At 65.4% G+C, this 20,621-nt stretch carries 21 protein-coding genes; 6 read left to right on the forward strand and 15 right to left on the reverse strand.

Annotated elements, in window-relative coordinates; all coding sequences use genetic code 11:
- Nucleotides 1–48: 48 nt before the first annotated feature.
- Entirely contained in the window at nucleotides 49–1,284 is a 1,236-nt protein-coding gene (locus BUA26_RS09885) for a beta-ketoacyl-[acyl-carrier-protein] synthase family protein (protein ID WP_072760360.1), read from the reverse strand.
- Nucleotides 1,284–1,556, reverse strand: coding sequence for an acyl carrier protein (locus BUA26_RS09890; protein ID WP_072760362.1), 273 nt, complete (start codon nucleotides 1,554–1,556; stop codon nucleotides 1,284–1,286). Before BUA26_RS09890 ends, BUA26_RS09885 begins: the two co-directional genes overlap by 1 nt.
- A 68-nt stretch (nucleotides 1,557–1,624) precedes the next feature.
- Here BUA26_RS09890 and BUA26_RS09895 point away from each other — a divergent pair, with 68 nt between their 5' ends.
- Nucleotides 1,625–2,695 (forward strand): peptidogalycan biosysnthesis protein, encoded by a 1,071-nt coding sequence (locus BUA26_RS09895; RefSeq protein ID WP_072760363.1) that lies wholly within the window; start codon nucleotides 1,625–1,627, stop codon nucleotides 2,693–2,695.
- On the forward strand, nucleotides 2,688–3,569 hold the full coding sequence (locus BUA26_RS09900) for a hypothetical protein (RefSeq protein WP_072760365.1): 882 nt from the start codon (nucleotides 2,688–2,690) through the stop codon (nucleotides 3,567–3,569). The genes BUA26_RS09895 and BUA26_RS09900 overlap by 8 nt, the downstream gene beginning before the upstream one ends.
- Nucleotide 3,570: 1 nt before the next feature.
- Here BUA26_RS09900 and BUA26_RS09905 read toward each other — a convergent pair whose 3' ends face one another.
- The 10 genes from BUA26_RS09905 to BUA26_RS09950 all read right to left on the reverse strand — a co-directional run bounded on the left by BUA26_RS09905 (nucleotide 3,571) and on the right by BUA26_RS09950 (nucleotide 13,082).
- Nucleotides 3,571–4,782 (reverse strand): DegT/DnrJ/EryC1/StrS family aminotransferase, encoded by a 1,212-nt coding sequence (locus BUA26_RS09905; RefSeq protein WP_072760367.1) that lies wholly within the window; start codon nucleotides 4,780–4,782, stop codon nucleotides 3,571–3,573.
- 20 nt (nucleotides 4,783–4,802) lie between these two features.
- A complete protein-coding gene (locus BUA26_RS09910; RefSeq protein ID WP_072760369.1) occupies nucleotides 4,803–5,198 on the reverse strand; it encodes a DMT family transporter in 396 nt (131 codons plus the stop codon).
- Nucleotides 5,195–5,575, reverse strand: a complete 381-nt coding sequence (locus BUA26_RS09915) for an EamA family transporter (RefSeq protein WP_072760371.1) — start codon at nucleotides 5,573–5,575, stop codon at nucleotides 5,195–5,197. The genes BUA26_RS09910 and BUA26_RS09915 overlap by 4 nt, the downstream gene beginning before the upstream one ends.
- The gene (locus BUA26_RS09920; RefSeq protein WP_072760374.1) at nucleotides 5,575–6,411 is read right to left on the reverse strand and encodes an alpha/beta hydrolase; all 837 of its coding nucleotides are present in this window, start codon (nucleotides 6,409–6,411) and stop codon (nucleotides 5,575–5,577) included. Before BUA26_RS09920 ends, BUA26_RS09915 begins: the two co-directional genes overlap by 1 nt.
- Nucleotides 6,412–6,491: 80 nt before the next feature.
- A complete protein-coding gene (locus BUA26_RS09925; RefSeq protein ID WP_072760375.1) occupies nucleotides 6,492–7,475 on the reverse strand; it encodes an efflux RND transporter periplasmic adaptor subunit in 984 nt (327 codons plus the stop codon).
- Nucleotides 7,472–8,227 carry an ABC transporter ATP-binding protein gene (locus BUA26_RS09930; protein WP_072760376.1) on the reverse strand — a complete coding sequence of 252 codons (756 nt, stop codon included), beginning with the start codon at nucleotides 8,225–8,227 and terminating at the stop codon, nucleotides 7,472–7,474. Before BUA26_RS09930 ends, BUA26_RS09925 begins: the two co-directional genes overlap by 4 nt.
- Nucleotides 8,228–8,229: 2 nt before the next feature.
- Nucleotides 8,230–9,360 (reverse strand): ABC transporter permease, encoded by a 1,131-nt coding sequence (locus BUA26_RS09935; RefSeq protein ID WP_072760377.1) that lies wholly within the window; start codon nucleotides 9,358–9,360, stop codon nucleotides 8,230–8,232.
- Entirely contained in the window at nucleotides 9,360–10,814 is a 1,455-nt protein-coding gene (locus BUA26_RS09940; RefSeq protein ID WP_072761521.1) for an efflux transporter outer membrane subunit, read from the reverse strand. The genes BUA26_RS09935 and BUA26_RS09940 overlap by 1 nt, the downstream gene beginning before the upstream one ends.
- A gap of 178 nt (nucleotides 10,815–10,992) precedes the next feature.
- Nucleotides 10,993–12,396: a sensor histidine kinase gene (locus tag BUA26_RS09945; protein ID WP_072760378.1), complete on the reverse strand. Its 1,404-nt coding sequence runs from the start codon at nucleotides 12,394–12,396 to the stop codon at nucleotides 10,993–10,995.
- Nucleotides 12,393–13,082 (reverse strand): response regulator, encoded by a 690-nt coding sequence (locus BUA26_RS09950; RefSeq protein ID WP_072760379.1) that lies wholly within the window; start codon nucleotides 13,080–13,082, stop codon nucleotides 12,393–12,395. The genes BUA26_RS09945 and BUA26_RS09950 overlap by 4 nt, the downstream gene beginning before the upstream one ends.
- A gap of 265 nt (nucleotides 13,083–13,347) precedes the next feature.
- Between BUA26_RS09950 and BUA26_RS09955 the strand changes: the two genes are divergently transcribed.
- Both BUA26_RS09955 and BUA26_RS09960 read left to right on the forward strand, forming a co-directional pair.
- Entirely contained in the window at nucleotides 13,348–15,600 is a 2,253-nt protein-coding gene (locus BUA26_RS09955; protein ID WP_083572970.1) for a M1 family metallopeptidase, read from the forward strand.
- Nucleotides 15,600–16,520 (forward strand): hypothetical protein, encoded by a 921-nt coding sequence (locus BUA26_RS09960; protein ID WP_072760381.1) that lies wholly within the window; start codon nucleotides 15,600–15,602, stop codon nucleotides 16,518–16,520. The genes BUA26_RS09955 and BUA26_RS09960 overlap by 1 nt, the downstream gene beginning before the upstream one ends.
- A 49-nt stretch (nucleotides 16,521–16,569) precedes the next feature.
- Here the strand turns inward: BUA26_RS09960 and BUA26_RS09965 are convergent, their stop codons facing one another.
- From BUA26_RS09965 to BUA26_RS09975, 3 genes are all read right to left on the reverse strand, one after another.
- On the reverse strand, nucleotides 16,570–17,109 hold the full coding sequence (locus BUA26_RS09965) for a GNAT family N-acetyltransferase (RefSeq protein WP_072760382.1): 540 nt from the start codon (nucleotides 17,107–17,109) through the stop codon (nucleotides 16,570–16,572).
- A gap of 6 nt (nucleotides 17,110–17,115) precedes the next feature.
- The gene (locus tag BUA26_RS09970; RefSeq protein ID WP_072760383.1) at nucleotides 17,116–17,589 is read right to left on the reverse strand and encodes an SET domain-containing protein-lysine N-methyltransferase; all 474 of its coding nucleotides are present in this window, start codon (nucleotides 17,587–17,589) and stop codon (nucleotides 17,116–17,118) included.
- A gap of 99 nt (nucleotides 17,590–17,688) precedes the next feature.
- Nucleotides 17,689–18,051: a ComEA family DNA-binding protein gene (locus BUA26_RS09975; protein ID WP_072760384.1), complete on the reverse strand. Its 363-nt coding sequence runs from the start codon at nucleotides 18,049–18,051 to the stop codon at nucleotides 17,689–17,691.
- Nucleotides 18,052–18,256: 205 nt separating this feature from the next.
- Between BUA26_RS09975 and BUA26_RS09980 the strand changes: the two genes are divergently transcribed.
- Together BUA26_RS09980 and BUA26_RS09985 are read left to right on the forward strand one after the other, a co-directional pair.
- Nucleotides 18,257–19,681 carry a M20 family metallopeptidase gene (locus BUA26_RS09980; protein WP_072760386.1) on the forward strand — a complete coding sequence of 475 codons (1,425 nt, stop codon included), beginning with the start codon at nucleotides 18,257–18,259 and terminating at the stop codon, nucleotides 19,679–19,681.
- Nucleotides 19,682–19,697: 16 nt separating this feature from the next.
- Nucleotides 19,698–20,435, forward strand: coding sequence for a YggS family pyridoxal phosphate-dependent enzyme (locus BUA26_RS09985; protein ID WP_072760388.1), 738 nt, complete (start codon nucleotides 19,698–19,700; stop codon nucleotides 20,433–20,435).
- Nucleotides 20,436–20,621: the final 186 nt, after the last annotated feature.

Genomic DNA, 20,621 nt, shown 5'->3' on the forward strand with positions numbered 1-20,621 from the left:
CGGCGACATGTCGCCGGGTTCTTTGGTTTGTTGCGCGGTGGAATGCCGTTACGGTGCGCGCTTGAGCGCGAGCACCGCGTTGAGTCCGCCGAACGCGAACGAGTTGCTCAGTGCGGCACGCACCGGCATCTCCCGGGCGACATTCGGCACGTAATCCAGATCGCAGGCCGGATCGACCTTGTCCAGGTTTGCGGTGGGCGGCACCACGCTGTCACGCAAGGCGCCAACCACCGCCACCAGCTCCAGCGCGCCGGACGCGCCCAGCGCATGGCCATGCATCGACTTGGTCGAGGACACTGCAAGGCGATCGGCATGCGCGCCGAACGCAAGACGGATCGCCTTGGACTCGGTGACATCGTTGGCGAGAGTGCCGGTGCCATGGGCGTTGATGTAGTCGACGTCCTCCGGAGCGAGAGCGGCATCGGCGAGCGCCTGGCGCATCGCGCTGGCCGCTCCGTCCGCGCTGGGCATCACGATGTCGGTGGCATCGGCGGTCATGCCGCTGCCGGCCAGTTCGGCGAGGATGGTCGCGCCGCGTGCTTGAGCATGTTCCAGCGATTCCAGCACGAAGATGCCGGCGCCCTCGCCGAGCACCAGGCCGCGCCGGTTGATGCTGAACGGGCGGCAGGTGTCGTCGGCCAGCACGCGCATCGCCTCCCACGCTCGCAAGGCGCCATACGTGATGCACGCTTCGGTGCCGCCGGTGATGGCTGCATCGACCATGCCGTAGCGGATCATCATGGCGGCCTGGATGATCGCGTGGTTCGCCGAGGCGCAGGCGCTGGCCACCGCATAGGTGGGTCCGCGCAGGCCATAGGCGATGCTGATCTGGCTGGCCGAGGCGTTGGTCATCAGGCGCACGATGGTGAGCGGATGCGCGCGTTGGGAATTCTCCCCGTACAGCCGCTTGCTCTGCTCGTCCTGGGTGGTTTCGCCGCCGACGCCGGTGCCGACCACGCACGCCGTGCGCACGCCGAGACCGTTCTGGCGAAACTCCAGTCCGGATTGCGTGATCGCCTCACGCGCCGCATGCAGCGCGAATTCCGAGGTGCGGTCGAGCATCGGCAGGATGCGTTCGTCGATATTCGCTGCAGGGTCGAAACTCGCCGGCACCTGGGCGGCGATCTTCACACGCAGGCGCGCTGCATCCGGATGGTTCAGCGGACCGATCGCACTGCGGCCTTCGCGCAGGCCTTGCCACAGCGCCTCGGCACCGACGCCGAGCGGGCTGATCGCGCCCATGCCGGTGATCACCACGCGGCGCATCAGTGGAACCGTGGACATCAGTTCGATCCTTCGCCCGCGGCGGCCTTGTCATCCAGCGCCTTCTGCACCGCGTCGACCAGGCTCTGCGTCGTGTCGGTGTCGAAGTTGGCCCCTTGCTGGTCCGGGAAGGTGATGTTGAAGTGTTCCTCGATGTCGAAGATCAATTCGATCGCCTCCAGCGAAGCGATGCCCAGATCCTTCAAGGTGGATTCGGGCTTGATCGTGGCCACGTCGATCTTGGCCTGCTTGGCAATGAGATCGAAAATCTGTTGCTGGGTTGTATCGGTCATGACGAGTAGGCTCCTGGCTGCGCACGACAGTGTTACATATCAACCAGTCTAGGCAGATTTGCTTACTCATGCCTTTCATTTCGCAATTGGAACCGGACGCACTGCTCGCGCATTTCATGGCGCAGCCGCCGATCGGGTTTGCCGTTGAACTCTCGCCGCAGGGCATGCCGAGTTTCGTGGCGCCGTTCGACCTGCTGACCACCGCGGACGATGAACTGCGCCGTCGAGTGACGCACTTGCCGCTGTATCGCTGGTGGGGGCGCCTGCTGCGCTGGCGCACGCGCTTTGCCGGTACCACCGTGTCCGAGTATGCGCCGCTGCCTCCGGGCGTGACGCCAGCCGAACTGGCGCAGGGCCTGAAGGCCGCGTACGGGCGTGAATGCCGGTTGCTGATCGTCAAGGACATCGCGCAGGACTCACCCCTGCTCAGCGACGCCGACAACGCCTATGCGCAAGCATTCGCCAGCGCCTGCGAAGCCGAGGGCTATGTGCTGCTCGAAGGTCAGGCGCTGGCTTGGGTGCCGATCGATTTCGCCTCGGGCGACGAGTATCTGGCGCGACTGTCGTCCGGCCGACGGAAGAACATCCGGCGCAAGCTGCGTTCCCGCGCCGACCTCGAGATCGAGATGGTGCACACCGGTGATGCACGCTTCAGCGACGCGGCGACCCTGGCGGCGTTCTATGCGCTGTTCGACAACGTGTACGCGCAAAGCGAGATCCACTTCGACCGGCTGAGCGCGGCATTCTTTCGGGAGGTGCTGCAGGACGGCGGCAGCGGCGGCGTGGTGTTCGTCTACCGGCATGCCGGGCAGATGATCGGCTGGAATCTCTGTTACGAACATGGCGGCAAGCTGATCGACAAATACGTCGGCTTCGCCTACCCGCAGGCACGTGAGCACAACCTGTACTTCGTCAGCTGGATGCACAATCTCGACTACGCGCGGCAGCGCGGCCTGAGCCATTACGTAGCCGGCTGGACCGACCCCGAAGTCAAATCCTTTCTGGGCGCAAGCATGACTTTTACCCGTCATGCGGTATATGCCCGCAACCCGCTGTTGCGTGCGCTGCTGCGCCGACTCGGCAGCCATTTCGAGAGTGATCGCAGCTGGCAGGCGGCCACGGAGGCTACCAATGAATAACCTGGCGAACCGGCCTGTCGTGCTCGACATCGACCAATCGGTGGGGCCGTTGCCCGACCGATTGGTGCTGCCGCTGGCGCACTGGCAGGAATCGATCCGCTTCGGCTCGTCGCTGGCGACGATGCGGCGCTTCGGCTTGATGCTCGACGAATTGCTGCCGGCCGAGTACGGCACTGTATTCCTGGGCAGTGGCGACTTCCATCACCTGAGCTGGCCATTGATCGCACGCCTGCCATCGCGCACGCCGTTCCAGGTCGTGGTACTCGACAACCACCCGGACAACATGCGCTTTCCGTTCGGCGTGCATTGCGGTTCGTGGGTGCGTCGCGTGGCGATGCTGCCGCAGGTCAGTCACGTGCATGTGCTCGGCATCACTTCGAGCGATATCGGTGGCGGTCATGCGTGGGAGAACTATCTGACCCCGTTGCGGCGCGGCAAGCTGAGCTATTGGAGCATCGGCGTGGACACCGGCTGGTCGCGCCGGCTTGGGCTGGCGCATGCATTCCATGGTTTCGACTCGCCCGAAGCGATGGTCGATGCGTTCGTCGAAGCGCAGCGCACGCAAACGGTGCCGAGCTACCTGTCGATCGACAAGGATGCGTTCTCACCGGAGGTGGCGCATACCAACTGGGATCAAGGCCGGCTGCTGACCGATCACGCGCTGGCGTTGATCGGCAGTCTGCGTCACGGCCTGGTCGGCAGCGACATCAACGGCGAGGTTTCGCACTACCGCTACCAGAGCTGGTGGAAGCGCCGGCTATCGGCGATGGACGAGCAGCCCGAGATCGATCCGGCGCAACTGGCCGGCTGGCAGGCGCAGCAGCATGCGTTGAATCTGCAGTTGCTGGCGGCGATTGCGGCAAAGTCCGGCTGACTCAGCCAAGGACGGTTTCCAGAGTGCGGCAGACCGTCTCGAAATCCTCGTCAGTCACCCACGGGCTGTTGCTGATGCTCAGGCTGCGCGCCGCGAAATCGCGCGCATGCGGCACGTCCTGCGGCGGCACCACGCCAGCGAGATAGGCATAGTCGGGCAGGGCGTGGATGAACAGGCGGCTGACGCCGAGACCGGATTGCCACAACTCGGTCAGTGCGGCATCGCGGCGTCGTTGGTCGGGCAGCATCAGCAATAAAAACGGCCAGGTGCCGTGCGCGCCGACAGGATCGTCGAGGACCTCGACGCCATCGATACGGCGCAGTCGGGGCAATCGTTGTTGCGCTTGCGCAGACAGCAGATCGAGAAACGTCGGCAGTCGGGTCGCGGCATGCGCGCCGACGGCCTGGCGCCAGTGGCCGACGCGATGCAGCGGTATCGTCAGCGGAAAGTCATCGCCCACCGCGGCAACCGGATCGCCGCGGCGCAGGGCGCGACGCAACGGATTGCCATATGCCAGACGCAGACCGCGTGGTCGATATAACGCGGCGTAGCCGAGCAGTTCGATGCTGCGTTTCCATTCCCAGGCGAAGCTGTGCGGCACGATGCGGGCGGCGGTGCGGGCGAGGCGTTCGCGCATGACGGGGTCGCGCGCCAGCAGCAGCCCGCCTTCGTAGATCGACAACCCTTTGCCGGCGGCCAGGCTGAAAAAGCCGATATCGCCTGACAGGCCCACGCTGACATGGTCGCGGCGTGCGCCCAGTGCCTGCGCGGCATCCTCGATCACGTAGGCGCCCACGTTGCGCGCCACGGCGAGCGCATCGTCGACATCGGCGACGCGGCCGGCCAGATGGGTGGGAATGATCGCCAGCGTGCGTTCGTCACAGGCGGCACGCAAGGCGGCCGGATCCATGTCGTAGTGGCTGGCGCGCAGATCGCACAGCTGCAATTCGAGCCCGGCCTGCTGCACGGCGATCGCCACCAGCGGACAGGTGAACGCGGGAACCACGACGCGCCGGCGCTGCGGCTGCAGTTCGCGCAGCGTCGTCAGCGCGATCAGCAGTGACGCAGTGCCGGAGCACTCCAGTTGTAGCGGCGGCGTGCCCAGCTGTGCGGCGATGTCGGCGGCCAGGGTGGCTGCGCCCGGACGCAGGTCGGCCAGTCGCAACGGCAGGCCGGCGGTGGGTGGCAGTTCGTGGGGGCGGCGGGACAGCATGCGCGCAGCTTAGCCGGTGCTCAGGCTTCGGCCGGTTCCGGCACGTGCTCGCGGCTCTCGGCCATGCCCAGGCAGACGATGCCGGCGATGATCGCGATCGCACCCAGCACACGGGCGGCGTTGAGGTGTTCGTCGAACAACCACACGGACAGCAGCATCACCGACACCACTTCCAGATGCGAAGCGGCGAAGGCGGGGCCGATCGGCGCGTGCTTGAGCAAGGCCATCCAGGTGAAGAAAGCGCCGATATAGCCGATCACGGCACCGTAGACCCATGGCTGACCGAACACGCGCAACACCCATTCGAGGCTGGCGGCGACGGGCAGTGCCTGCGTGCCGGCATACTTGAAGCTGATCTGCGCAAGGGTGTCGAAACCCATCAGCAACAGGAAGCCGAACAGATAGAAGCGTTTCATCCGCCGACTCCCACGATCACCACACCGAGCGTGACCAGCAGGATGCCGGTGACTCGCAGCCGGGTCAGTTTCTCGCCGAACAGGAAACGGCCGGCGACCATGATCGCGACGATATTGATCGAGCCCAGCAGCACGCCTTCGGACAGCGGAATCAGCGACAGGAACGCGATCCACACCAGAAACTCGATCACGTAGCTGGCGATACCCAGCCACAACCACGGCCGTGACGCCATGTGCTTCCAGCGCGCCAGGCCGTCACCGGCGGCCTCATCGCCGGCGGCCGCCTTGAATGCCAGCTGGCCGCCGGTGTCGAGCACGATGTTGAGCAGCCACAGGCCTGCCACCAGGCTGGAGATGGAACCCTCCGCCGGCATCATCAGGCAGCGATGCGCTGCGTGCCGGTCGACGCGGCGATGTCGTCGAAGAACGCGGCCGAGCGATCGATCAAGGTGCGGCGCTCCCGGTCGATCGTGATCATGTGGTAGCTGTCCTTGAGCAGCAGTAGCTCGGCCGGCGCACTGACTTCGCGCATCACGAGTTCGGCATTTTTCAGGCTGGCGACGTCGTCCTCGCTGGCATGCGCGACCAGGCAGGGCGCGGTCACCTGCGGCAACTGGCTGCGCACCTCGGCAGCGAGGTGATACATCTCGGCCAGCGAATACCACGGGTTGCCGGGCAGGCCGGCAGCGGCACTGTCGCCGCTGAGCATCGCCGTGCTGACCTGCGCGCGCAGGCGCTCGTCACGGATGCCGTACGGCGGTTGTTCCATGAAACTGAAGTTGCGGCCGATGCCGAGCTTCTTCAGCAGCGGCAGCATGAATGACAGTCGCGCAGCCCACGGAATGCTCCAGCCGTCATAGCGGAAGGTAGCGCCATACACGCCGACGCCAGCGACCTGCTGCGGCCGATCCGCCGCCAGCTTGAGCGCCAGCAGCGCGCCCATCGACAGTCCGCCCACGAACAGGTGGTCGACCTTTTTCAGCATGTCGTCGGCGGCTTTCTCGACGCTGGCGTACCAGTCGCGCCAGCCGGTGGCGAGCAGATCCTCGACGTTGCCGCAGTGACCGGCCAGCTGCATGCCATGCACGGTGAAGCCGGCACGGTTCAGGCCCTTGCCGAGCAACCGCATTTCCATCGGTGTGCCGGTCAGGCCATGGATCAGCAGCACGCCGCTGCGGCCGCCCTCGAAGAAGAAATCAGTTTGCTGGATCACGCGGTAGCCCTGTGCGGTGAAACCGCGGCGATTCGCTGGCCGCGGTTCTTCAGGCCTAAGGATCGCAGAACGCGGTTTCCTCAGCCTTTCGGCGCGGTACGGGGCGGTGTCGTGGCGGCGCCAAAGCGCACCATCACACGCTGGCCGATGCGCAGGTTCTTGGTTTGATCGGAGGTGGGTTCGTCGAATGCCAGCACACATTCCACCGTGCGCGCGTTGGCGCGCACCTGCGGGTCGTTTTCCAGCGTAGCCGGGCCGTACACCCGGCCGATGCGCAGCACGTGCGCGCTCCAGCGGGTATCGTCGCGGCCGCTGTCCGGCACCACCTCGGCAGGCATGCCCGGCTGGATCACGCCGACGAAACTGTCGTTGAGTTCGGCACGGACGATCCGCGGTTTCTGCGGCAACAAGGTGAACAGCGGGCCGGAGGTGGGCGATACGCTGGCACCGGGTTGCGCCGACACCTGCACCACGTCGGCGTCGAACGGCGCGAGCAGGCTGCGCTGCTTCAATTCGTAGCGGGCTTCGTCCAGCTTCTGACTGGCCATGCTCAGCGCCGCGCGGGTGCTTTGCTGTTCGGCATCGAGTTGGGCGGCCGCTTCGCGAGCGTCGTCGGCGCTCTGACCGTCGCCGGCACCCGCGGCGACGGCAGCGGCCAGTCGCTGGGCACGCTGCTTTGCCCCAACCTGTTTGACCGCGATCAACTTCAGTTGCGCCTGTATCTGTTCCAGTTGCGCCTGGGCGGCTTCGATGGCCAGCGTGGCCGGCTGGGTGTCCAGCGCGGCGAGCAGCTGACCCTGCTTGACGTGGTCGCCTTCATGCACGGCGACCTTGGCAAGGGTGCCTTCGCGCGGCATCGACAGCGTCAGCAAGCCCCCTTCGATGTCGACCTTGCCGCGCGCCACGGCGGCGTAGGCGGCGGGCGGCGCGGTGGCGTTGGTCGATTCGTCGGCGGATCGTGAGCAGCCTACCAGCAGACACGTCAGCGTCAGCGCGATGCCACCAAGCCGGATCAGCCGCGGGCCGTATGAGTATCGCGGCGTAGGGTATGCGGGCGGCTTCATGACTTGTTTTCCTTGTTGTCGACGAGCGGTGCATGGGTGTGCCGGTCGCTCAGAATGCGGCCATCTTCCATCGCCAGGACACGGTCGGCGTGGACGACCAGACGCGGATCGTGGCTGACGCACAGCACCGTGGTGCCGTGGGTATGGGCGATCCGGTGCAGGATATCGATGATCATCTGGCCGTTGGCTGCGTCCAGCGCACTGGTCGGTTCGTCGGCGAACAACAGCTCTGGTTCCTTGGCCAGCGCGCGGGCGATCGCCACGCGTTGCTTCTCGCCGCCGGACAGTTCGGATGGCCGCAAACGCATGCGGTGCGCCAGGCCGACCTCCTCCAGCGATTGCTGTGCACGGCGGCGAGCCTCGTTGCGCGACAAACCCATGTGATTCAGCGGCAACTCGACCTGCTCGAAGGCGCTCAGTGCGGGGAACAGATTGAAGCCCTGGAACACGAAGCCGGTGTGCTGCAGGCGGAAGCGTTCGAGCGCGCGCAGGTCGAGCTGGCCCAGCTCACTGCCGAGCGCCTGCACGCGCCCGCTATCGACCTTCTGCAGCCCGCTGAGTATGGCCAGCAAGGTGCTTTTGCCGCAGCCGGACGGGCCGGAGATCAGGGTCAGTTCGCCGGCTTCGATACTCAGCGTGAGGCCATCCAGCACCTGGGTGCGCTGCTGACCTGAAACGAACGCCTTGCAGATGTTTTCCGCCAGCAGAGCAGGCGTCCGTACAGGTTCGGTGGCGGCGGCGGGATGTGTCACGACTACCTCAGCAACGTGGCGGGATCGGCGCGGCGCAGGCTGCGCATCGCGGCCAGCCCGGAGACGGCGGCCAGCCCCATGACCAGAATGATGCAGGCCAGCGCCGCCGGCACGTTCAGCACCACCGGCACGTCCTGGCTGCGCGCCAGCATCATCAGCACGATGCCCAACGCGCTGGCGCCAAGCAGGCCCAGCGCACCGACCCAGAACGCCTGCTCCAGCACCACCCTGCGCAATGCCGCCACGCCTACGCCGAGCGCGTTGAGGGTGGCATATTCGCGTACCGAGCCGTTGACTGCGGCGATCAGGGTCTGGCTGGTGATCACCGCACCGACCAGGAACACGATGCCCGCCAGGAACAGCACGCCGGCGCCGGCGCCGGTATCGAACAACCAGTACAGCACCGAGCGCCGTGCAAAATCTTTGGCGCTCCAGGTGGTGTACGGGCCGAACGCTGTGTCGCCACGCAGGCGCGCGGCGACCGCATTGGCCTGGGACGAATCGCGCAGCTTGGCGACCAGATAAGTCGGGCCACTGTCGGCCGGATCGTCGTTCAGCCGCCGCGCGGTATCCAGCGAGCACAGCACGTTGACGCCGCCCAGCGCACGCAGGCCGCTACTGATGCCGACCACACGCACCGGATGGCCGTTGATGGTGGCGGTCTGGCCGATGGTGACGCCGAGCTGGTCCAGCACGGAGCGGTCGACGACGACGGCGTCCGGTTCGGCCAGCCGCGCACGCAATCCGGCCGGCAATGCCTTGGAGAACATCAGGCCATTGGCACTCGGATCGATACCGGAGACGAACACCGAAACGCCGCCGGTTTCACCAGCGCCGCGCCAGTCGCCGTCGACCCAGATATACGGTTCGACCCGCTGCACCGCCGGATCCATCAGTACATGCGATTCCACGTCGGCACTGATGGTGCGGCCCGAACCCACGCTCTGGGTGCCGGGATAACCCACCCATACGTCAGCCGAGGAACCGGTGATGTACAGGCTGGTGCTGCCGAAGATGCCCAGCACCAGAGCGATCTGCAGCAACTGCAACAAGCCGGCGAAGCCTACCGCCAGCATGGCCGGCAGAAAGCGCCGCCATTCGTAGATCAGTGTCTTGCGCGCGAGGGCCACCATCAGCGGCGCGCTCCGTCGGGAGTGGATGCATCTTGCTGCTGCGTATCCGTCTCGGCGACGGTCGGCAACGGTGCGCCGCCGAGGGCCTTGAACAGTGCCACGTAGGCCAGGCTGTGCCCGGCCCGGGCATCGGTCAATTCGATCGCGGCCTGATCGGCGGCTATGCGGCTCTCGGCAAAATCGAGCGGACTGCCCAGGCGCAGGTTCACCCGCGTTTGTGCGGCCTGATCGACGCGCTGCAGCGCCTGCCATGCGAGCAGGCTGTGCTGTTCACGCTGCTGCTGCTGCTGCACGGCTCCCAGTGCGGTTTCCACCTCGGTCACACCTTGCAGCACCGCTTGCCGGTAAGCCAGCACGCTGGCTTTCAGCTCGTGATCCTTCGCATGCTTGGCAGCCAGCCGGATACCCCAGTCGAACAAGGGAATATTGAGTTCCGGCCCTATCGAGACGATCGAATTGGGGGTATTGGCATATCTGTGGTTGTTGTCGATGTCGGTCGACCAGTCGATCGAACCGCCCAGGCCGATGCTGGGAAACAGATCGGCATGCGCCAGCGCCAGTGCGCCGGCGGCCTGCAGCACGTCCGCTTCTGCGCGGGCAATCTCCGGCCGCGTGCGGACCAGGTCGGCCGGGGCGCTGGCGAGCTGCCATGCGCCCAGTTCGGGCTGCATGCCCGGTTGCAGCCATGCGGCGTCGGGCTGGTTCCGGCCGAGCAGCATGGCCAGTCGCTGGGCACTGGCCGTAATGGCCTGCCGAGGCGCCGCCAGGGCGGCCGTGGATTGCGCGAATGCGGCCTGGGCTTGATCCACCGTCCCGGGTGCTACCAGTTGCAGGCGCTGGCGTACCTGCTGCAACTGCCATTCGTGCTCGCGGGCCTGGTTGATCCCCAGCAGCAGCTTTTCCTGCTGTTGGGCGCTGCGCAGCTCGATCCACTCACGCACGACTTCGGCGACCAGCGAGACCTGCGCGCTGCGCAGGTCGGCGAGGCCGGCATCCAGTGCTCCCTGGGCTTCCCGCCGGGTGCCCTCGGCCCGGCCAAACAGGCCAAACTCCCAGCTGGCATCGAAGCCGAGCAGCAGGTAGGAAGCACTTGCGCTCGGTTCGACCACGTCGTTGGTGCTCGCACGCAGCGACGGCAGGTAGCGCGCCTGGGAGCGGTCGCGCAGCGCACGTACGGCGCGCAGTCGCTCGACCGCCTGGGCCACATCGAGATTGTTGGCCAACGCACGGTCGACCAGAGCATCGAGTTCGGAATCGCCGAAGGCATGCCACCAGCCATGCAGATCGGTCGGCTTGGCCGGATCCGAGGCCATCGCGTGCTGCCATTGGGCTGGCACGGGCGGCGTCAACTTGGGCAGCGGTGCAGCGCAACCGGCGAGCCCGCACAGCGCGGCGCCCAGCATGCATGCGCGCAGCCGGTTGCCGGGAGTTGCCTTGCTCAGTCGAAATGGCACGGGGTGCATTTTTCCATGGTGATGCCTTGACGCCGGTATATCCGTCGGTTCTCGGTGACGGCTCTCGCGCGTCATGATCGTGGTCCGGTACCTGCTTATTCTGAGGGCATCGGGCGAGATCGCAAAACCGGACCGGTCAGCGCTAGGCGGTATACAGCGAAGCATGCGCCGATCAGGCTCATGCGGGGCGGGTCGCGGGGGAGATTGACGGCGGCGGGAAGCGCACTTCCACCACCAGCCCATGTTCCTCGGCTAGCCGATAAATCACCTCGGCGTGATGCCGTTCGGCAATCCGCTGGACGATCGCCAGCCCCAGCCCGCTGCCTTCCTCGCCATTGTCGGCAGCGCGGAAAAAGCGCTCGTGCAGGCGCGGCAGCAGTTCGGGTGGCACGCCGGGCCCGTTGTCCTCGACTCGGAGGCTGGCGCCGCCATCGGCGCTGGCCTCCAGATTGACGGTGACGGTACTGCCACGACCGGCGTACCGCATGGCGTTGTCGATCAGATTGTCCAGCAGATCCAGCACGCTGGCCGCGTCGCCATCGATATATAGCGGTCGGGTGAGGCCCTCGTAGCCCAGATCGATCCCGGCGCGGATCGCCTCATGGATGCGCTGCGCTACTGCTTCGGGAATCAATCGACCCAGGTCGAGCAGGCCGCGCTCTACGTTATCCAACGGCGCTGCCTGCGCACGGGTCAGCGCCAGCAGTTGCGACGATGTACGCGCGGCGCGCTGGGTCAACCGCTGGATGTGGACGAGTGCGTCGGTCACCGTTTCGGGTCGCGGATCGGCCAGCGCGCGGTCGACATGCAGGCTCAACCCGGTCAGTGGCGTGCGCAGCTGATGGGCGGCATCGGCGATGAAACGGTCATGCAAGGCCAGCATGCCGCGCAGGCGGCCGAACAACGCGTCGATGGTGCGTGTCAGCGGCTGGATTTCCTGCGGCACATCGGGGCCGTCGATCGGAGTCAGTTCATGCGAACGGGCCGCCAATCGGGCTGTCAGTGGGTCGATGACGCGCAGGCCGCGGCTGACCCCGAACCAGACCAGCGACAGCACGCAAACGATCAGCAAGGTCTGCATCAGGATCGCCAGCAGCAAGATTTCCCGTGCTTGTTCACGTCGATCGCGCAGGGTTTCGGCGACGGTGATGATCAGGCTGTCACCGGGGTCGCGGGGCGATGCAGTGCGGACCGTCGCCACCCGCAGGCTGTGTTTGTCGAGCCTGCTGTCGTACAGCCTCGGTGCGGCGCCGAGTGGAGGCGCCTGCGCGAGCTGCGGCAGCTGCCCGTTGCCGGCCAGCAGGCCGTGTCGCATGCTGATTATGCTGAAGTAGCTGCGACCTCCCGGATCGTATTCGAGCAGGAACCGCGCTTGCGGTGTCAGCTCGCTGCCCAGCTGGTCGTTACCGAGCATCTTCGCCACGGTCAGCGCATCGTCGCTCAGGTCACGGTCGTGCACCCGGTTGGCATAGGTCAGCGCCACGCCATAGGTCAGCAGCGCGTCCAGCAACAGCAGGGCAGCCATCGGAATCAGCAGGAAAATCAGCAGGCGGCGACGCAAGCTGGGACGCAGGCGACTCATGCGGAACTGCCCGCGGATTCCGCCACTTCTTCCAGCAAATAGCCGAGGCCGCGGATCGTGCGCACGCCGGTGCCGCTGCCTTGCAGCTTGCGGCGCAAGCGGTGGATCGCGATGTCCAGGCCGTTGTCGGTCAACTCTTGATCCCAGTCGCACAGCGCCTCGATCAGCTGGGCACGACTGGTGACGCGATCGGCACGCAATGCCAGCGCTTCCAACAGGCTGAATTCGCGCGCAGTCAATTCCAGTGGCGACCGGTCGATCCACGCGCGGTGTCCAGGCAGATCCAGCCGCAGCCGGCCCAACTCCAGCTCCGGCTTGCCCTGACTGCTGGCCCGGCGCAGCAGGGCACGCACACGTGCCTCGAACTCGGCCAGCGCGAAGGGCTTCACCAGATAATCATCGGCGCCCAGGTCGAGCACGCGGATGCGTTCGGGCAGGCCGTCGCGGGCGGTTACTACCAGCACCGGCATCACCGTGCCGCGACTGCGCAGGCGGCGCAGCACCTCGCTGCCATCGAGCGAGGGCAGGCCAAGGTCCAGTACCAGCAGGTCGTAGTCGTGATCGCGCAGGGCTGCGTCAGCCAGACTGCCACTGGTCACATGGTCCACGGCATGCCCACCGTGCCGCAGCGATGCGCAAATCGCACCGGCGATGGAAGGGTCGTCTTCGGCCAGCAAAATGCGCATCGTGGATTATGGGCTCCGTATGGATTGAGGTGGCCGATGCCGCCGACAACAAGGCTTTGGCCGGAATGGTTTCTAGATTCTAGTGGGTGCTTGATGGGCGCGGTCAGCGTCGTCGGAATCTGCGGCCCTGCGCCCCTCCTGACCATTCATGGCGGCTGCAGTTCCCACGATCGGGTATTTACGCGCCGACGGCATGACCTCTGGCCTATGCTGCATGAGCCGGTTGCGTGCACTCTCCGTGAATTGCCCGGGGGGAGTAGCAAGCATGCGGCCAGTTGTACGCAAATGGGGTTATCTGTGTGCCGTGACCATGTCGGTTGCGGTGTGTCCGTTGACGTTGATGGCGCAGTCGAGCCTCCCAACCAAGGCTGCCAGCACGCCGCCCAGTGCGGCTTCGGCGCCGGCCAGCTCCAGTACAGCCGTCCTCCCCGACATCCCGTTTGCCGCCGCCAACGCGGCCGCCCCATCGGCGCCCAGCACTGCAGATGCGTGGGGTGGCGAGCGTACGGGCAACGAAGCAACCTTGTCCGATCGCGTGGTGAGCTACCGGATCGACGCCGAGCTGGATGCCGCGAAGCATGCGGTGACCGGCAAAGAGCGCATGACCTGGCGCAATCGCAGCGATCGCCCGGTCAGTCGCGTTTATTTCCATCTGTACCTCAACGGATTCCAGAACGAGGGCAGCACCTGGTTCACCGAACGCAAAGTGCTGACGGCGCACGGCCGTTCGCGCGGTGCGGCCGCGCTGAAGAAAGGCGAATGGGGTTGGATCGATCTGCAGCAGGTCAAGCAAGGTGATGCGGCGCTGAAGTGGACCTTCGTGCAGCCCGATGGCGGTCCGGCCACCGACCAGACCGTGGTGCGCATCGATCTGGCCGAACCGGTTGCGGCCGGCGCCACCTTGACGCTGGATATCGACTTCCTCAGCCAGTTGCCGCGGGTGGTCGAGCGCACCGGCTGGTTCGGCGATTTCAACCTGGTCGGGCAATGGTTCCCCAAGATCGGCGTGCTGGAACTGGCGGGTGAGCGTGGCGCCACCGCGCCGCGCTGGAACGTGCACGAGTTCCATTTCAACAGCGAGTTCTACGCTGACTTCGGCCTGTACGACGTGAGCCTGACGGTGCCCAGCGATTACACCGTCGGCGCGGTCGGCCAGTTGCAGGAGCAACCGCAGGTGGCGAACGGCAAGACCACGTATCACTTCGTGCAAGGCGACGTGCACGATTTCGCCTGGGTGGCGGCCAAGGGTTACCAGACGCTGGACGGTAGCTGGCAGGGGCCGGGTAGCCCGAAGGTGGCGTTGAAGGTGCTGTATCCGCCCGAGTACGTCGGTAGCGCGCAGCCCCAGCTCAAGGCCAGCATCGATTCGCTGGACTACTTCTCGAAGACGCTGGGCGCGTACCCGTACCGCACGCTCACCGTGGTGGTACCGCCGTACAACGCCAGCGAGGCGGGTGGCATGGAATATCCGACGTTCTACACCACCGAGGGCTACACCAAGGTCGAGCCGGGCACGCTTGATCAGTTCGGTTCCGACTTTGTCACCATCCACGAGTTCGGCCACGGTTACTTCTACGGCATTCTCGCCTCGAACGAATTCGAGGAGCCGATGCTCGATGAAGGCCTCAACGAATACTGGGACCAGCGCATGCTGCGCGAGCGCGGGCAGAACATCGATCTCACCACACCGATGCTGCGCCGGCTGGGTTTTTCGCCATCGTTCCCCGGCTTTGCGATGGAGCGCATGGCTTCAGGCCTGAAGCAGCCGGCCGATCCGCTCGGCGAGAATGCATGGGATCGTTTTTCCAGCAGCAGCTATGGCACGGTGTATTCGCGCACCGCCACGGCGATGCACGATCTGGAAGAGCGCCTGGGTAAAGAGGTGACGGAGCGTGCCTTCCACGAGTACTACAAACGCTGGCACTTCCGGCATCCATCCGCGGCCGATCTGCGGACCACCCTGATCGATGTCTCCGGCAACGCGAAGGCGGTCAACGAGATCTTCGGCCAGTATGTGTATGGCACCGCGCGCATCGATGACCGTGTCGCCAGCATCGACACAGTCGAAGTGCTGCCACAGATCGGCAGCGTGCTGAAGGATGGCAAGCGCACCGAGTTCAACAGCAGCGAGCTCGACAAGCAGATCGACAAGCAGCGTGAGGATTGGGCCAAGGCTCATCCGAAAGCGAAGCCGGGCAGCGGGCCATTTCCGTGGACCAGCACGGTGACCGTGTCGCGCGACGGCGCTCAGGTGCCGCAGCTGTTGCGTGTGAAATTTGCCGATGGCAGCAGCGAGGACGTGAAGTGGAATGACGACCGGCGCTGGGCCCGCTTCGTCTTCACCAAGCCGGCCAAGGTGATTTCGGCTGCCCTCGATCCCGAGCAGAAGGTTTATCTGGATTCGAACAAGCTCAACGACAGCCTGACCACCAAGGCCGACGGCACCGCCTCGCGTCGCTGGAGCGCGGATGTCGCCTCTTTGCTGCAGACTTTCTATGCCTTGGTGGGGTCACTCTGATGATCAGTAAACATGCTTCCCGCCGGGTGGATTTCGGTGCCGCCGCGCGCGCGCCGTTGATGGCGATGCAATGGCGCCTGCTGTTGCTGTGGATACTGTTTTTGCTGCTGCCGACGGCGGTGGTCAGCATGCCGCTATGGCGCGCACTGAGCGGTTTGCTCGATCACTCGGTACACGCGCAGGCGTGGGCTGCACAGTTCAGCCCGTTGATGTTTGGCGACACCATGTCGGCGCTGAGCGACAGCGCCGGCTGGTTCAATGGCGTAGCGTTGTTAGGCCTGCTGTTGACCGTGCTGCTGTCGCCGTTCCTCAACGGTATGGTGATCGGCAGCGGGCGCGCCGGACGCGTGCTGGGCTTCAGTCACCTGCTTCAGTGCGGCATCGTCGAATATGGCCGCATGTTCCGCCTGATGCTGTGGTCGATCCTGCCGTATGCGGTGGCGGCGGCGCTGATCGGTGTCGTGTTCCATGCGGTGGACGGGATCGAAAGCAAGGCGGTGCTGGAATCGAAGGTGGACAACGTGTCGCATATCGCCATCGGGGTGGCTGTGCTGCTGTTCGTGCTGGCGCAGGCCATCGTGGAGTCGGGCCGTGCCGCGTTCATCGCGGACAATGGTTTGCGCTCGGCCACGCGTGCGTTCGGCCGCGGCTTCATGCAGCTGCTGCGCCGGCCGTTCAGCACCTTGCTGTGCTACCTGCTGATCAGCCTGGTCGGTTATGCGATCGCGCTGGCGCTCGGCGTGGGCCGTGTGCATACCACGGCGATTGGCGTGGGGGGCCTGGTGCTGGCCGTGTTGCTGGCGCAGCTGGTGGTACTGGTACTCGGCTGGGTTCGAGTGGCCCGGTTGTTTGCGCTGGCCGAGGTGGCGCGTTCGCTGTCGTCATCGCGCCGCGGCAGCGGGTTGCCGCCCGCCTTGTGATGAATGCGGTCCCTGCCGGCGCAGCCGGCAGGGCGACCGTCTGGTCGTACTAGCCGTAGGCTCGGCGGTGCTCGCGGTGCGGCGGGTAGTAGGCGAACACGTGGCTGTGGCTGCCGTAGAAATCCATGTCTTCGATGTGCTCGCCGCCGAGGCGCTCGGCCACCCGGTCGGAAGCCTCGTTGCCGATCCGCACCAGGCTGATCACCCGCGGGGCATGCAGATGCTTCCAGGCGAATTCGAGTACGGCATTGCCTGCTTCGGTGGCATAGCCTTGATGGCGATGTTCCGGTTTCAGCATCCAGCCCAGCTCCAGATCGGGCCAGCCATCGGGGTACATCAGGCCGGCACGGCCGATGAATTCGCCCGTGGATTTCAGTTCCAGCGCCCACATGCCGAACCCGCGCAACTGCCAGTGACCCAGCAGCATCGCCAGTGAGCGCCAGGCATTGGTGCGGTCCAGCGGCTGGCCATCGCCGATCCAGCGCGTGCTGTCCGGGTCGGCGAGCATCGCGGCGTAGTCGTTGAAATGCTGTTCGGTCAGCGCGGTAAGGCGCAGGCGCGCCGTTTCAAGAGTAGGGATATCAAACATTTACGATCAACGGTAGGTGGCACCCAGCAGTTCGGCCAGTGCACGGGTACTGCTGGCGAGACTCTCTTGCCAGGACAAGCCGGCGATTATCTCACCTGTGACCGAATCGACAAAATCCTCGGCCTGACCCGGCGGCAGCAGGTGCCGGTAGTCCACGGTGATCTCGGTGCCGGGCGGCAGCTCGGACAGCGCAAACACGAAGCCCAGGTGCCACAGCCCGTTCGGCGTGAAGCTGTGGTTGATGTAGCACTCGTCCGGCCAGTCGGGCGACAGCGTGTAGCGATCCTCGAACCAGCGCGCGCTGGCGTGGAACTGCGCGCTGAGCTCGGGTGAGGCGATGATGTCGGCGTGCCGAAAGGTCTGCTCGATGCCGTCCGGGGCGGTGATGATGCGTCCCGCTGCCACGGTTTCATCGAGAAACAGGCCGTTACCGGCGCCGTGGATAGTGGAAGCGGCGATGTGGTAACGCGGCAGGATCATGGAGGGACGACGGCTGGATGGGCGCGCGAGTGTAACGCAAGCGGCGCGGCCCGCCATGGATCGCGCCGCCGGCTTCCCGTCCATGGCGGGAGGTCCTGCCTACTCTTCAGCCGTGGCTTCTTCGACGACAGCCTTCTTGCTCTTGTACGCAGCCTTGGCCGGGGCGTCCGTTTTGGCGACGGTGCCCGGCGTGTCGTCACCCAGCAGGATCGCGTCGCGATTGCGCTCGATCGTGGCCTTGCCGATGCCTTTGACGCGGCGCAGGTCATCGGCCTTCTTGAACGGCCCGTGCGCTGTGCGCCAATCCACGATGGCTTGGGCTCTGGACTGGCCGATGCCATCCAGCGACTTGGCGATGGTGGCTGCGTCGGCCTGGTTGATGTTGACCGGTGTGGCGGCCAGCAAGAGCCCCGGTGCGGCGAGGGTCAGTGCAAAGGCGAGTGCGGCAAGCTTGTTGAACATGGCCTTTCTCCTTGAGCGCGAATAATGAGGCGGCGAGATACCGCGACTTCACTGTGCGTGGCCGTGGCGAAGCGCGCAGTCGGGTGTGCCGCAATGACGGCGTGCGGCATGCGCGTCGGCGCCTGTGGGGACTTCCTGATGCCGTGTCAGTGCCGATGGACCGCACTGCTACAATGCGAATCTGACCGCCTGATGGAGTTTGACTATGGATACTGCTCGCCTCTCCCGCTTCGTCAGCGGCCTGTGGGACGACGAAATCGTGCCGCAGCTGGTCGAGTACATCCGTATTCCGAACAAGTCGCCGATGTTCGATGCCAAGTGGGTCGAGCATGGCTACATGGACGCCGCGGTCAAGCTGATGGAGACCTGGGCACGTTCCAAGCTGGCCGCGTTGCCGGGTGCGACACTGGAAGTGGTGCGGCTGGAAGGGCGCACGCCACTCATCTATATCGAAGTGCCGGGCCAGGGCGACGATACCGTCATGCTGTACGGCCACTTGGACAAGCAGCCGGAGATGACCGGCTGGGCGGAGGGGCTGGGGCCGTGGACGCCGGTGATCAAGGGCGACAAGCTGTACGGCCGCGGCGGCGCCGACGATGGCTATGCGATCTTCGGCTCGCTGGCCGCGCTGCTGGCGCTGCACGAGCAAGGCGTCCCGCATGCGCGTTGCGTGGTGATGATCGAGGCCTGCGAAGAATCCGGCAGCTACGACCTTCCGTACTACGTCGATCATCTGGCCGCGCGCATCGGCAGCCCGTCCCTGGTGGTGTGCCTGGATTCCGGCTGCGGCAACTACGACCAGTTGTGGCTGACCACTTCGCTGCGCGGCATGACCGGCGGCAACCTCACCGTTCAAGTGCTGGAAGAGGGCGTGCATTCGGGTGACGCTTCCGGCGTGGTGCCGTCGAGCTTCCGCATCCTGCGCGAGCTGCTGTCGCGATTGGAAGATCCGGTTACCGGCCAGATCAAGCCGAAGGAGCTGTACGTCGAGATCCCGGCGCAGCGGGTCGAGCAGGCCAAGCTCTCGGCCGGCGTGCTGGGCTCCGATATCTACGACAAATTTCCGTGGGCTGGAGACACCCAGCCGGTCACCCACGATCTGGCGGAACTCGTGCTCAACCGCACTTGGCGCCCGCAGCTGGCAGTGACCGGGATCGGCGGCATGCCGCCGCTGGACAGCGCCGGCAACGTGTTGCGGCCGCAGACCTCGGTGAAGCTGAGCCTGCGCGTACCGCCCACGCTCAACGGCGCCAAGGCCGGTGAGTTCCTCAAGCAACTGCTGGAAAAGGATCCGCCGTACGGCGCGAAAGTCACCTTCGCGCTGGAGAAAGATGGCAGCGGTTGGAATGCGCCGCAGCTGTCGCCGTGGCTGGAGCAGGCGGTTGGCGATGCCTCGCAGCACTACTTCGGCGCGCCGGCGACCTACATGGGCGAGGGCGGCAGCATTCCGTTCATGGGCATGCTGGGCGAGAAGTTCCCGAAGGCGCAATTCCTGATCACCGGCGTGCTCGGCCCGCATTCCAACGCGCATGGCCCGAACGAGTTCCTGCACATCCCCACCGGCAAGAAAGTGACCATGGTGGTGGCCGAGGTAGTGGCGCGGCACCACGAACAGAGTGCCAAGGCCTGAGCCCGATGGTCGGCGCATGAGCACGGATACCGCCTATCTGGCCGCGAACTGGGCGCAAATCCGTAGGCGCGTCGATGATGCCTGCCGCGAAGCGGGCCGCGACCCGGGCGAGGTGAACATCCTGCCGGTCAGCAAAACCTTCGGCCCGGAGCTGATCCGGGCCGCGGTCGGGCTGGGCCTGCACCGCTTCGGCGAGAACAAGGTGCAGGAGATCCGCGACAAGGCGCCGCCGCTGGCCGACTGCGGCATAGCTTGGGTGATGATCGGCCACCTGCAGACCAACAAGGTCAAAGACGTGGCGCGGCTGGCCAGCGAAGTGCAATCGCTGGACCGGCTGGAACTGGCCGAGGCGCTGGATCGGCGGCTGCAGCACGAGGGGCGTGCGATCGACGTCCTGGTGCAGGTGAAGACCTCGTCCGAACCCAGCAAATACGGGTTGCCGCCCGAACAGCTAGGCGGTTTCCTGGATACCTTGCGCGGCTACGACACTTTGCGCGTGCGCGGCCTGATGACCTTGGCGATCCAATCCACCGACCCGGCTGAAGTGCGTGGCTGCTTCCGGCTGCTGCGCGAGCTGCGTGATCGAGCTATCGCGCAAGGCCATGACATCCCTCGGCTTTCCATGGGCATGAGCGGCGATTTTCCGCTCGCCATCGCCGAGGGCGCGACCGAAGTGCGCATCGGCACCGCGATCTTCGGCAGCCGGTCCTATCCGGATTCGCATGACTGGCCGGAAACGCCGTCAAAGGCATAAATGACGTTGAATCAATGAGTTGGGCGAAATGTGCGCTCTGTCGCCGTTTTTTGAAACGCCAGAGTTCAGTTAACCTCAATCCAACATCCACACGCCGTCTTCTTGTTAAGTTCACTACTTCGTCACGTCGTCAGCTTCTGCAGGCGGCCGAATGCAGCGACATTAGCAAGGGATTTCCCCCGCATG

This window comes from Rhodanobacter sp. OK091 (assembly GCF_900142825.1).
Lineage (GTDB): Bacteria > Pseudomonadota > Gammaproteobacteria > Xanthomonadales > Rhodanobacteraceae > Rhodanobacter.